This is a genomic window from Roseateles sp. So40a (genome assembly GCF_048081605.1).
Lineage (GTDB): Bacteria > Pseudomonadota > Gammaproteobacteria > Burkholderiales > Burkholderiaceae_C > Roseateles.
Window position 1 is genome coordinate 4876710 of sequence record NZ_CP182288.1, and the last position, 13029, is coordinate 4889738.

The window sequence follows — 13029 nt, forward strand, 5'->3', positions numbered from 1 at the left end:
GGGCGCGGAGCCGTCCGCGCCCGGGTGTGTCGACAGTGCCGCACTGTCACGGACCCGCCATGCGCGGTTCCTAACGTGCGCCGCATTCCTGACTCACCGGCCCTCACCATGCGCACGCCGCCCCGCCCCCCCCTGCTCGCCCTGTGCCTGTCCGCCCTCTTCACCGCCGCGCCGGCGCTGGCCCAGCAGGCCGCCGAGGCGAAGCGCGACGACAAATCCGACGCGAAAGCCGACGCCAGATCCGACTCCAAGACCAAGCCCGATGACAAGGACGCCGCGGCCACCCGCAAGCTCGACACCGTCGTCACCGTGGGCCAGGCCGCGGCGCTGCGCTCGGCGCTGGACAAGCAGACGGCCGCGACCGGCGTGGTCAACGTCGTGCATGCCGACGGCATCGGCCAGCTCCCCGACAACAACGCCGCCGAGGCGCTCGCGCGCATGCCGGGCGTCTCCGTCGAGCGCGATCAGGGCGAAGGCCGCTTCATCCGCGTGCGCGGCCTGGGTCCGGACTACAACGCCGTCAACATCAACGGCGCGCTGACACCGGCCTCCGAATCCGATCGCCGCGCGCCCGGGCTGGACCTGGTGCCCGCGGGCCTGATCCGCTCGCTGGAAGTCCAGAAGACGCTGACCCCGGATCAGGACGCCAACTCGCTGGGCGGCACGGTGACGGTGCGCACGCTCAGCGCCTTCGACCAACCGGGGCGGCTGTTCACGCTGGAAGTCGGCGCCAATCACGACGTCAACGCGGGCAAGACCCGCCCGCGCGGCTCGGTGGCCTTCGCCGACCGCTTCGCCGGTGGCACGCTGGGCGTGGCGCTGGCGGTCTCGAGCGACCAGCGCCGCTTCGCCAGCGACAACGTCGAGACCGGCGGCGACTGGGACGGCGCCAAGCTCAACAGCCTCGAGCTGCGCCGCTACACGATCACCCGCGAGCGCACCGGCGCCGCGCTCAACCTCGACTTCAAGCCCGACGAGAGCTCGCTGGTCTACCTGCGCAGCTTCACCAGCCGCTTCACGGACCAGGAGGTGCGCCAGTCGCTGGCCATCGAGTTCGACGAGGCACAGGCGCCCGGCGAGACCGGCGACGGCACCGTCAGCCGCGGCTTGAAGGCGCGCAAGGAGATCAACACCTCCAGCGCCGCGGTGCTCGGCACCGAGCTCACGCGCGGCGACTGGAAGCTCTGGGCCGAGGCCGGCGCCGGACGCGCCGGCGAGCGCAAGCCCGACACTCTCGCGTCGTCCTCGTTCACCGCGGACTTCTCCGGGCTGGGCTACACCGACACCGTCAAGCCGATGCCGCTGGCCACGACGGGATTGGGCGACGCCGCGCTCTACAGCTTCAACAAGGCCAAGATCGAACGCAGCGAGGCCTCGGACCGCGTGCGTCACCTCAAGGCCGACGTGCAGCGCAGCTTCGACATCTCGGGGTGGGATGTCGACGTGAAGACGGGTCTCAAGGCCACGCGCCGCGACAAGGACAACGAGCAGGAGACCTACGCGCCCAGCGCCAAGGTGCTCAAGAAGGCGCCCTACAACGTGCCGTCCTCGCAGCTGGGTCTGGGCAACTACCTGGGCGGCGGCTCGGTGGACTACCCGTGGACCTCGTTCGGCCCCGGCATCGATGCGGGCAAGCTGAACGGCCTGTACGGCGCCTACGACCTGACCGCGTTCCGCGACGCGGTCGATTCGGCGGTCAACGACACGACGATGCGCGAGCGCACCGAGGCCGGCTACCTGCAGGCGACGCTGGAAAGCGGCGGCACGCAATGGCTGCTGGGCGTGCGCCACGAGCGCGTGCGCTTCACCGCCGACGGCACGGCGTGGAAGGACGGCACGCTGAGCCCGACCCACGCGCAGACGAGCTCTCGCCACTGGCTCCCGGCGGTGCTGCTGCGCCAATCGCTGAGCGAGGGACTGGTGCTGCGCGCGGCGCTGACGAACTCGGTGGTGCGGCCGGCCTTCGGCCAGCTGAGCCCCGGCGTGACCGTCGACGGCGACGAGGCCACCGTCGGCAACCCGCTGCTCAAGCCGCTGCGCGCGCGCAACCTGGATCTCGGCCTGGAGCAGCGCCTGGGTCGCGATGGCGCCGTGTCGGCCTACGTGTTCCACAAGAAGATCCGCGACTTCGCCTTCCAGACAGACCTGGCGGGATCGCCGGGCTGGCAGGACTTCAGCCACGTGGAGGCGTTCGCCAACGGCGGCGGGGCGACGGTGCGCGGGCTGGAGCTGTCCTGGAGCCAGGCGCTGAGCACGCTGCCGGCGCCCTGGAACGGGCTGGTGATCGGGGCCAACGGCAGCTTCGTGAAGTCGAGGGCCACGATCGGCGGCTACGACGAGGGTCGATTCGTCAGCCGCCGCATCGCGCTGCCCAGCCAGTCCGATCGCAGCGTCAACCTGAGCGTGGGCTGGGAGTCGCCCGCCTTCGGCGCGCGCGTCGCGTTGAACCACAAGTCGCCGTATCTGCTGGAGGTCGGCAACGTGCTGGACGCGGCCCAGGACCGCAAGGTCGACACCCAGAACCAGATCGACGCATCGATGCGCGTCCAGCTGACGAAGCAGCTGCAGCTGCAGTTCGAGGCGCTGAACCTCGGCAACGAGCGCTACTACGTCTATCAAGGCAGCAAGGCCTTCAACACGCAGTACGAGCAGTACGGCCGCGCCTACAAGCTCAGCCTGAAGCTGGCGATGTTCTGAGGCGGACGCGATGCGCAAGACGATGCAGACGATGACGATGACGATGAAGACGGCCGCGCTCTGCGTGGCCGTGATGCTGGCGCTCGGCCTGGGCGGCCCGGCGCGGGCGGCGGAGGACGCCGCGTCACCTGCCACCGTCCTCGAGCTCGGCAAGAGCGGCTTGCGGCTGCTCGACGGCGCCGGCAGGCCGCTGGACGACTTCGCCGTGCGCGCCAAGCGCTGGGATCGCCGGGTGCTGGCCGATGGCCGCGCGGTGGCGTTGCTGCAGGACGCCGACAGCGGCGCGCTGCGCCTGATCGAGGTCCGCGGCCAGCAGCTGCGCGAGCGCGCGCGGTGGACCGGCCCGGCATTCGACGTGGAGGCGCTGTGCCTGCACCTGGAGCCGCGCCAGCAGACCCTGCAGGTCTTCCTGCTGGGCAGCGACGGCCTGGCCGAGCAATGGCTGCTGGAGGGGGCGTCGGGCGTGGTGGCGTCGAAGGCCGGAGCGGGAGCCAAGGTCTCTTCCCCTGTGGAGCGGCCGGGTCAGGTGTTGCGTCAACTCGCGACGGTGCCCGACGCCAAGGGCTGCGTCGTGCGTGACGACGAGGCCACGCTCTACGTCGCGGAGTCCGGCGTGGGGCTGTGGGCCTTCAACGCTGATCCCGAACGCGCGAGTCGCGCGCTGGTCGCGCCGGGCCTGGCGCCGCAGGACATGGCCCTGTGGCTGTCCGCCAGCGCGGCGAAGTCGCCGGCGGTGATTCCGGTGGCGACACCGTCGGCCCAGACCGAGCCGGTGCATGGCGGCGGAGACGCGGCGGACGATCCGGCGATCTGGGTCCACCCTACGCAGCCGGCGCGCAGCCGCATCCTGGGCACCGACAAGAAGCGCGGGCTGGCGGTGTATGACCTGCAGGGACGCGAGACGCAGTTCCTGCCGGTGGGACGCGTGAACAACGTGGACCTGCGCCAGCGTGTACGCGTGGACAGCGCAGGCCGCGCCTGGGATCTGGCCGTGGCGACGCAGCGCGATCGCCGCAGCGTGGTGCTGTTCGGCATCGACGGTCAGGGCCGCGTGTCGACGCTCGCGGAGCTCCCCACCGGGCTGGACGAGGTCTACGGCATCTGCAGCGCGCGCGCGCCGACGGGCGGGCTGGATGTGTTCGTCAATGACAAGGATGGGCGGCTCGTGCAGTTGCGCGTGTCGCGCCGCGGTGGCGCGTGGATCGGCCAGACGGTCGCGTCGATGAAGCTGGACTCTCAGCCCGAGGGCTGTGTCGCGGACGAAGCCGGCAAGCAGCTCTTTGTCGGCGAGGAGAAGCGCGGCCTGTGGCGCGTGGCGCTGGACGCGGAGGGCCGGCTCGGCGAGTCGACGCTGATCCTGCCGGTGGGCGAGCTGCTGCACGCGGACGTCGAGGGCATGGCGGTGCATCGCGGGCCGCGCGGCGCGTGGCTGGTGGTGTCCGCGCAGGGCAATGACAGCTACGTCGTGCTGGACGCCGATGCGCCGCATGCGGTGAAGGGTCGATTCCGGGTCGGGCTGAATGCGGCGCGCGGCATCGACGCGGCATCGGAGACGGACGGGCTGGACGTGACGTCGGCGTCGCTGGGCGGCGAGTACGGCGAGGGACTGCTCGTGGTGCAGGACGGCCACAAGCGCTGGCCCATGGGCCGCCAGAACTTCAAGCTCGTGCCGTGGAGCGAGGTGGTGCGGGTGATGGAGCGGCCCTGAGCGTACCGGGCGTGATCAACATCTTGAGCATTTGCGGCAAAAAGCTAAAGATGTTGAGCTTTTGACCTTCAAGGCTCAACCACCGAATGTCTGCTGAGATCCTCGTCCGCCCCATCGCCCCGTCCGACCTCGCCGCCTGGCGCCCGCTCTGGGACGGCTACAACGCGTTCTACGGACGCGAGGGCGAGACCGCCCTGCCCGAGGCGGTCACCGCCTCGACCTGGTCACGGTTCTTCGATGAGCGCGAACCGGTGCACGCCTTCGTCGCGGAACTCGACGGACGACTGGTCGGCCTGACGCATTACCTCTTCCACCGCAGCACGACACGCATCGAGGACACCTGCTACCTGCAGGACCTCTTCACCGCGCCGGACGTGCGGGGCCGCGGCGTCGGACGCGCGCTGATCGCCGCGGTCACCGCCGCCGTGCAGGCGCGCGGCGGGCATCGCCTCTATTGGCAGACCCACACGACCAATGCCGCGGGCCGGGCCCTCTACGACCGCGTCGCGGAACACAAGGGATTCCTGATCTACGGTCAGGACTTCTGATCAACCCACGCGTCGACGCAGGTCCTGCCGGGCGCTCTCGGCGAGATCGGCGCCACGCACGCCGCCTTCCGGAAACGCGGCCACGCCCATCTGCAGGCGCGCGTGCAGCATGCGCGACGCCACCCCGTAGGGTCCGTTCAGCGCCACCGACAGGCGGTGCTGGACCAGCAGCGCCTCCGGATGGCCCGCGTCCAGCAGCAGCACCGCGAAGCTGGTCTCGCCGACCTGCAGGACCATGTCGGTCCCGCGCACGCGGCTGCGCAGCCGGCGGGCCAGCGCGAGCATCAGCTCCGACCGGGTCTCCGCCGCGGACAGCGCGGTGGCATCGGGGGAGGTGTCGTGGTCGGCGAACGCGGTGGCATCGGCGCGGACGGCGCTGGCTTCCAGGTCGGCCTCGATCCACAGCACCGACAGATGACCGCCATAGCGGCGGCATTGCGTGAGCTGGCGCGAGATCATCAGGCCGAACTCGGCCAGCGAGTCCACGCGAGGCACCCACAGGGCTGGCGTCTGGCGCGGCGGCTTGCCGCGCTCGGCGCGCATCTCCTCCACGGCGGCAGTCGCAACGGTGGCGGTGGATGGGCTCATGCGCGACTGCTCCTGACTGGGACGTGCTCACGCCCGCGCGCCGCCTTGGGCCGCCCGCGAGGGTGCGAATGATGGGGTGAGGACACGACTTGCTGAAGCAGCCCGATCCATGCCGGCCTCCCTTGCCACATTGACCAGCCGTGTCCTCATCTATCTAAAACGGATTCCCGACGTGGCTCCCGACATCCGCTAACAAAAATCTTCTAGGTGCAAACCCTTGGATTGACGTCCGGACGACGTCGTACGGGTCATCGCTCGCCCCGTCCCCTGTAACAAGGTCATACGACGCCGCTAGAGTCCGAGCCATGAAGGACATCACCCAATTGCTGCACGACGCGGGTCAGGGAGACCGCGCGGCCGCCGATCAGGTGGTGGCGCAGCTGTATGGCGACCTTCAGCGCCTGGCCCGCCAACGCATCCGGCAAGCGGGTGAGCTGACGCTGCTCGACACCACCGCCCTCGTGCACGAGGCCTGGCTGCGCCTGGCCGGCGCGCAGGGCCAGAACTTCCCGGACCGCCGCCATTTCCTGGCCTACGCGGCGCGCACGATGCGTCACGTCGTCATCGACCTGGTGCGCGCGCGCCAGGCCGAGCGCCGCGGCGGCGACACGCCAGACCTGACCCTCAACACCGCGGTGGTGGAAGGCACGCCGCAGTCGGACGAGCAGATCCTGCGCGTGCACGAGGCGCTGCAGGAGCTGGCCGTGATCGATGCCCGGCTGGCGCAGGTCGTGGAGATGCGCTACTTCGGCGGGCTGCTTGAGCAGGAAATCGCGGAAGCCCTCGGCGTCACCGAGCGCACTGTCCAACGGGACTGGCAGAAGGCGAGAATCCTGCTTTCGATGAGCCTCAAGGACTGACCCCGCGGGTGCGCCCGCGCGTGGCGCGTCCTCGAGGCCGCCCCAAGACGCCTGGACGCACAAGACGCAGAAGCCGCCCCACGATGGACGCACTCGACAAACAGCGCTGGATCGCGCTGAGCCCGCTGCTCGACGAGCTGCTGGACCTGGCGGTCCCCGATCGCGCACGCCGCCTCGCGGAGATCCGTGCCGACGACCAGGCCATGGCCGAGCACCTGGAAGCGCTGCTCGCGCGCGACGCGGCGCTGGACGAGGACAAGTTCCTCGAGCAGCCCGCGGCGGTGGCGTTGCAGGGGCCGGTGCCGGCGGCCTCGCCGATGTTCGATCTCCAGGGCGAGTCGCTCGGTCCGTACGAACTTGAGCGCGAGCTCGGTCAGGGCGGCATGGGCGCGGTGTGGCTGGCGCATCGCGCCGACGGCCGCTTCGAGGGGTCGGTGGCGGTCAAGTTCCTGAAGTCCGGGCTGTTCGGCAAGGGAGACAGCGGCCGCTTCGAGCGCGAGGGGCAGATCCTGGCGCGGCTCTCGCATCCGCACATCGCGCGGCTGCTGGACGCGGGCGTGCACAACGGGCATCAGCCCTATCTGGTGCTGGAGTACGTCGACGGCTTGCCGATCGACCGGTACTGCCAGATCAACGCGCTGGACGTGGAGGCGCGGATCGCGCTGTTCCTGGACGTGCTGGCGGCGGTGGCGCACGCGCATTCGCGGCTGATCCTGCATCGGGACCTGAAGCCCAGCAACATCCTGGTGACGCATGACGGGCAGGTGAAGCTGCTGGACTTCGGCATCGCCAAGCTGCTGGACGACGCGACGCACGCGGGCGTGGCGACGGAGCTGACGCAGCGCGCGGGCAGCGCGTTCACGCCGCAGTACGCGGCGCCGGAGCAGGTGCAGCAGGCCGACGTGACGACGGCCACGGACGTGTATGCGCTGGGCGTGCTGCTGTTCCAGCTGCTGGGCGGCCGGCATCCGACGGCGGACGACACGCAGACGCATCTGGATCGCTTGCGCGCGGTGGTGGAGCTGGTGCCGAAGCGGCTGTCGGACGTGGCCAAGGATCAGCTGGATCCGGTGATCGCGAGGCAGGCGAAGTTGCTGAGAGGCGACCTGGACACGATCGTGGCCAAGGCGCTGAAGAAGAAGCCGTCGGAGCGGTATGCGAATGCCGAGTCGATGGCGGTGGACCTGCGGCATTGGCTGGCGCATGAGCCGATCACGGCACGGCCGGACACGCGCTTGTATGTGCTGAGCCGCTTCGTGCGGCGGCACCGTTGGAGCGTGGCGGCCAGCAGCGCGGCGGTGCTGGCGCTGGTCGGGCTGACGGGGGTCAGCGTGCTGCAGGCGCATCGGGCGGAACGGGCGGAGCAGCAGGCGGAACAGCGTCGCCAGCGCGCGGACGACCTGCTGGGCTACATGCTGGGCGAGTTCGCTGACAAGCTGCGGCCCATCGGGCGGCTGGAGTTGCTCGACAGCGTGGGCAGCAAGGCCCTGAGCTACCTGGCCGAGGAAGAGCGCGCCACACCCGCGGAGCGGATCAAGCGCGCCAAGGCGCTGATCGTCATCGGCGAGGTGCGCGTCTTCAAGCGCGACGTGGCCGATGCGCTGGCGCCGCTGGAAGCGGCGCGCAAGCTGGTGGCGGGACCACCGCCCGATCCGGCGTTGACGGGGGAATGGCTCAAGACACAAGGCGCGGCTGCGTTCTGGGTCGGGCATGCGCATTACAACCTGCGTCAGATGGATCAGGCGACGGTGGCCTGGCTCGCCTATCGCGACAGCGAGCAGGCCTGGGTCGACGCCGAGCCCCAGAACCGTGAGGCGCGACTCGAGCTGGCCTACGCGTACAACAACCTGGGCACCGCGCGGCTGCTGGGCATCGACCTGCCGGGCGCGGCGGGCTACTTCGAGCGCTCGATCGAGCTCAAGCGCGAGAACATCGCCAGCGACCCCAAGGCGGACGTCAACGCGCGCATGGATCTGGCCGACAGCCTGAGCTGGCTGGGGTCGACGTACCTCGGCCAAGGCCTGGATGTCGCGGCGGCGCGCATGTTCACCGACGGCGCGCAGATGATTGCGGCCGTGCGCCGCGACGCGCCGTCCGACAACAAGTGGGCGTATCGGGAGGCGGTAATGCATCGCTGGCAGGCCGACGCCTTGTTGCGCCAAGGAAAGGTCTCGGAAGCCGCGCGGGAGTCACGCGTTTCCGTGGACATGCTGCGCACTCTCCAGGCCTCCGATCCCGCCAACAATCAATGGCACTTCAACCTGATGGTGCATGAACTCCTGGACCTGGATATCCGTTCCCGCCTCGGCATGCCGCCGGAGCAGTTGATCGCCGAGGGCCGCGAGCTGGCGCAGCGGGTCGACCAGTTCCTGTCGACGGCGAAGAACAGCCCCAAGGTCGACAACTGGGCTCGACTGGCCTGGATGCGAGCCCGCGCGCTGGCGGAACTCAAGCGATATGACGAGGCCTTGGCCCTGCTGCAGGAGATGCGCGACAAGCAGACCGCGGCTCGCGAGGGCCGGACCTCAGACCTCGGCTACGTGACCGCCTACGTCGAGCTGCGTCGGCAAACCCTGACCCTGATCCCCGCATCGCGGCTGCCGCAGCGCACCGCGTTGTGCGAGGAGATCCGTGACATCCTGGTGAAGATGGCGCCCGCGATCGGGGTTCATCAGCAGATCACCGAGGGCTGGGTTGAGGCCCAATCCTGCCTGGGGCAGGGAGAAAGAGAAGATGTCCAGCGCGCGGCCAAGTGGCTGCGGCGCGATCGAGGCGCGGATGTTCCTTCCTGACCCGACTTCCAATCAGTCCACAGTCAAGTCAAGGAGAGGAACATCATGGGAATCCCGACCACCATCTACGTCGAAGCGCAGATCAGCGAGGACGGCAACTTCGCCGCCTGCAGGTACTTCAAGAACCAGGACGGTACCGACGAGTACCCGACGTCCGACATCAGCATCTGGAGCGGCTCCAACGAGTGCATCTTTGCCCAGGCTGACACGACGCAGCTGATGCTCATCGGCGCGACGTTCAAGACGATCGGCTCGCCCGCCGGCATGAACGCGAGCAACTTCGCTCCGGCGGACGACGAGAACACCATCAGCTTCTCGATGCCGTTGACGCAGACCATCACCAAGGGCGTCGTGCTGCTCTTCTCGAACGCGGGCATCGTGGAGAACCTCTACCCGAGCACCGATCCGCAGGTCACCAACGACGCCACGCAACCGCCGAGCTGCGAGAACTGAGGCGAGGCGCCCAGGCCGCTAACCTTCACGGGCGCGCGGTCGGCGGAGCGAGCGCCCCCAACGCCTCCTCCGCCATCCCCCGTCCCAGCCGGGACGGGTTGACCCGATCCATCACACGCGCGTCGAGCGCGAATTCCTTCTGCTGCGTGTAGGCGATCGCGCCGATGCGCGGCTGATTCCCGGTCATCTGCGGCCCGAGCAGCCCCAGCACCGGATACACCCGCAGCCGCGCCACCAGCAGGCCCTGCGCGGTATCGGCGAACACCGCCGTTTCCAGCACCCGCGTGCATCCGCGTCGTTGCACCTCCGCGAGCAGCCCCTGCAGGTTGCGCGGCAGGTCCGTCGCCGACACCGGCAACACCACGTTCACCACCGGCAGCCCCGCGGCCACGAGCGGCTCGCGCGCGGCCAGGTTGAAGGCGCCGTTGATCTCGTCCCAGCGGCGGTTGGCCGCGGGCTGCTCCGGGTCGAAGTTGCGGCCCTGGCCGAAGATCAGCACGCAGGGCGCGCCCGTGGGCGCAGGCGCTGAGGCCACCGCCGATGGGGCCGTCGCCGATTGCGCCATCGCGCTTGGGCTGACCGCGGCCAACGACGCGATGGCGGCGCAGGCCGCGAGAGCGGCGATCGGAAGTACCTGTCGGTTGTGCGGTCTCGGCATGGGGCGGATTGTGCGCTGGCGGGCTCGCCGCACAATGGCCGTTCCGACTGGCTGGAGACAACGATGCGCGAGTGGACGACCCTGGGTCCGGCGATGACGGCGATCGTGGCGGTGGTGACGACGGTGGGACTGGCGGGCTGCGCCACGCCGCTCAAGGACGAGCGGATGAAGCCCGGCGTGACCTCGGGCGCCGAGGTGCAGCAGTACTACGGCGCGCCCACGCGCGAGTGGCCCGAGGCCGACGGCGGCCGCACGCTGGAGTACGCGACGCAGCCCTTCGGGCGCACCTGCTACATGGTGCGGCTCGATGCGCAGGACCGCTACGTGGGCACGGTGGACGGTCTGTCCGCGGCGAGCCGCGCGCGGATCGTGCCGGGGCTGACGACGGAGCAGGTCAATCGGATCCTCGGGCGCGAGCGCACGCGGGTCTTCTTCAAGCTCAGCGGCGAGGACGTCTGGGACTGGAACATCGAGCCCGAGATGAACGGCTACCTGCTGCGATTCAACGTCCACTTCAAGAAGGGCATCGTGGTCCGGACCTCGCAGAGCGTGGTCTACCCGGATCGGCGATTCCTGTGGGACGACTGATCGCGCATCCAGGGCTCCTCCCAAAGGGGGATCCCCACCCGCTGTGCTGTGACGGATTCAATACAGGTCAGCAACCTGCACTTCACATCGCGATGCATTGACGTACACGCTCCTTACACTCCCCGCCCGAGAGGGAGAGAAGAGGATGTCGAATCAATCCGTCGGCCTGGCGCCCCGCGCCATGGCCATGGCCATCGACGGCGTGCTGATGATCGCCGCGAGTGCCTTGCTGATGTGGGCCGTCTACGGCAGCCCCGTGTCCAAATGGGACGACCTGCGCCCCGCCACGCTCGCCATCAACTGGCTGCTGCCGCTCGTCGTGTGCGTCGTGTTCTGGTCCTGGCAAGGCGCCACCCCCGGCAAGCTCGTCGCCGGCATCAAGGTCGTCGACGCCCAGAGCGGTAAACGCCCGTCACCCGTCCAGTCGCTGCTGCGCTGGCTCGGCTACTTCATCTCGGCCGTCCCGCTCTTCGCCGGCTTCTGGTGGGCCCGCCTCGATGCCGAAGGCCGCGCCTGGCATGACCGCCTCTCGCGCACCGCCGTCGAGCGCAGCCGCCCGGCCCCCGCCAATGGCGAAGGCCTGCTGATCGGCTACATCGCCAGCCACTGGCGCGGCGAGCAGAGCCTCGCGCAAAGCTTCTGGATCAACCACGTCCTGCTGACCTGGCCCGTCGCCGCCGGCGTGCAAGGCCTCGTCGCCTGGCTCGCCACGAAGAGCGACGGCCTGCAAGGCGTCGCGATCGCCCTGCTGATCGCCTGGCCGCTGCTGATCCTCGTGGAAATCTGGAGCGCCGTCGGCACCTGGCGCGCCGTGCGCGGCTACGTCGAGGCCGGCGGTTCCCATCTGATCTCGGGCCTCGCTCGCCTGTCGCTGCTGCTCTCGTTCCTGCAGATCGCGTTCTCGCTCTTCCTGGGCGTCTTCAGCGAGTTCCCCGAGCTGTGGAAGCTCGCCCGCGGCATCGACCCGATCGGCAACGTCAAGCTCAGCGTCAGCGCCGACGGCCGCACGCTGCAGTTCAACGGCCCCATCGGTGCCGGCGATGCGCGCCGCCTCGGAACGCTGCTGGAATCGTCTCCGGCCGTGAAGCTGATGGAAGTCGCCTCGCCCGGTGGCCGCGTCACCGAGGCCGAACGCATGGTCGAGCTGATCCGCAAGCGCGGCGTCGGCATGCGCGCGGTCGGCAACTGCGAAAGCGCCTGCACGCTGGTGTTCCTGGCCGGCAGCAAGCGCCAGCTGATGCCGGGCGCGCAGCTCGGTTTCCATCGCGCCAGCAGCGGCACGATGAACCCGGCCTTCGACGAGATCGCCAATCAGGAGCTCGCCCGGACCTACCGCCGCATGCAGCTGCCCGAGGACTTCATCGAGAAGACGCTCAGCACGCCGGCCCGCCGCATGTGGTACCCGTCGCCCGAGGACCTGGTACGGCACTCGCTGATCCAGCCAGCGCCGCGCACGCTGGACGTCGCGCTGCCTGAAGGCGACAAGCCCGGCCAGTACGCACCGCAGAGCGAATATGTGAACTCGCTGCGCGCGAGTGACGCCTGGTTCAAGCTGGACCAGCGCTTCCCCGGCCTGATCGAGGAAGCCGCGGGCCGCATGCGCGCCGCGCACATGGCGCTGGGCGACTCCGAGCACGCCGCCGCCGGCGCGCAGATCGCCGCGCAGAGCGTGCTGTCGCCGTATGTGCGCGACATGCTGTTGAGCGGCTCCGCGCATCTGCGCCGCCGTTACCTGCAGGTGCTGCGCGGCCAGTTGACCGCCGCGCAGGCGCTGGGCACGGACACCTGCCAGTCGTGGCTGTCGGGGTCGCCGGTGCCGCGTCGCCTGCTGCCCGAGGAAGCCATGGCGTGGGAAGCGCAATGGCTGATCGACGCCGCCGACGAGCCGCCGCCGTCGCGCACGCGCGCGCCGGAACCGACTGCGCTGGAACTCGAGGTCGTGACACGCACCGTGGGCGCGGTCACCGTGGGTGCGTTCTCGAAGATGTGGACCGACGGCAAGGCCGGCAACGCGCCGATCAGCTGCGAGCGCGCCGGTCAGGTGCTGGACCAGATCCAGCGCACCGTGGCGATCCGTCCGCGCGAGCTGGCGGAACGGGTGGTGTTCCAGAACCCGCGCTGAAGACACAGGGCGGGG

Annotated in this window: 10 protein-coding genes; 8 read left to right on the forward strand and 2 right to left on the reverse strand. The window is 69.7% G+C overall.

Features of this window, described 5'->3' with window-relative positions:
- Positions 1 to 108 precede the first annotated feature (108 nt).
- From ACNI65_RS22215 to ACNI65_RS22225, 3 genes are all read left to right on the forward strand, one after another.
- Positions 109 to 2697, forward strand: coding sequence for a TonB-dependent receptor (locus ACNI65_RS22215; protein WP_416759446.1), 2589 nt, complete (start codon positions 109 to 111; stop codon positions 2695 to 2697).
- Between the two features lie 10 nt (positions 2698 to 2707).
- The gene (locus ACNI65_RS22220; protein WP_416759447.1) at positions 2708 to 4405 is read left to right on the forward strand and encodes a phytase; all 1698 of its coding nucleotides are present in this window, start codon (positions 2708 to 2710) and stop codon (positions 4403 to 4405) included.
- Positions 4406 to 4491: 86 nt separating this feature from the next.
- Positions 4492 to 4953, forward strand: a complete 462-nt coding sequence (locus tag ACNI65_RS22225; protein WP_416759449.1) for a GNAT family N-acetyltransferase — start codon at positions 4492 to 4494, stop codon at positions 4951 to 4953.
- Here the strand turns inward: ACNI65_RS22225 and ACNI65_RS22230 are convergent, their stop codons facing one another.
- The gene (locus tag ACNI65_RS22230; RefSeq protein WP_416759451.1) at positions 4954 to 5541 is read right to left on the reverse strand and encodes a diguanylate cyclase domain-containing protein; all 588 of its coding nucleotides are present in this window, start codon (positions 5539 to 5541) and stop codon (positions 4954 to 4956) included.
- A gap of 305 nt (positions 5542 to 5846) precedes the next feature.
- On the opposite strand from ACNI65_RS22230, the gene ACNI65_RS22235 reads away from it, so the two are divergent.
- The 3 genes from ACNI65_RS22235 to ACNI65_RS22245 all read left to right on the forward strand — a co-directional run bounded on the left by ACNI65_RS22235 (position 5847) and on the right by ACNI65_RS22245 (position 9646).
- Positions 5847 to 6401, forward strand: coding sequence for an ECF-type sigma factor (locus tag ACNI65_RS22235; RefSeq protein WP_416759453.1), 555 nt, complete (start codon positions 5847 to 5849; stop codon positions 6399 to 6401).
- Between the two features lie 83 nt (positions 6402 to 6484).
- Positions 6485 to 9193: a serine/threonine-protein kinase gene (locus ACNI65_RS22240; RefSeq protein ID WP_416759455.1), complete on the forward strand. Its 2709-nt coding sequence runs from the start codon at positions 6485 to 6487 to the stop codon at positions 9191 to 9193.
- Positions 9194 to 9238: 45 nt separating this feature from the next.
- Positions 9239 to 9646, forward strand: a complete 408-nt coding sequence (locus ACNI65_RS22245; RefSeq protein WP_416759457.1) for a hypothetical protein — start codon at positions 9239 to 9241, stop codon at positions 9644 to 9646.
- A gap of 25 nt (positions 9647 to 9671) precedes the next feature.
- Here ACNI65_RS22245 and ACNI65_RS22250 read toward each other — a convergent pair whose 3' ends face one another.
- Positions 9672 to 10304, reverse strand: coding sequence for a hypothetical protein (locus ACNI65_RS22250; protein ID WP_416759458.1), 633 nt, complete (start codon positions 10302 to 10304; stop codon positions 9672 to 9674).
- Between the two features lie 63 nt (positions 10305 to 10367).
- On the opposite strand from ACNI65_RS22250, the gene ACNI65_RS22255 reads away from it, so the two are divergent.
- Together ACNI65_RS22255 and ACNI65_RS22260 are read left to right on the forward strand one after the other, a co-directional pair.
- A complete protein-coding gene (locus ACNI65_RS22255; RefSeq protein ID WP_416759459.1) occupies positions 10368 to 10892 on the forward strand; it encodes a hypothetical protein in 525 nt (174 codons plus the stop codon).
- Between the two features lie 145 nt (positions 10893 to 11037).
- Positions 11038 to 13014 (forward strand): RDD family protein, encoded by a 1977-nt coding sequence (locus tag ACNI65_RS22260; protein WP_416759460.1) that lies wholly within the window; start codon positions 11038 to 11040, stop codon positions 13012 to 13014.
- The last annotated feature ends 15 nt before the right edge of the window (positions 13015 to 13029 follow it).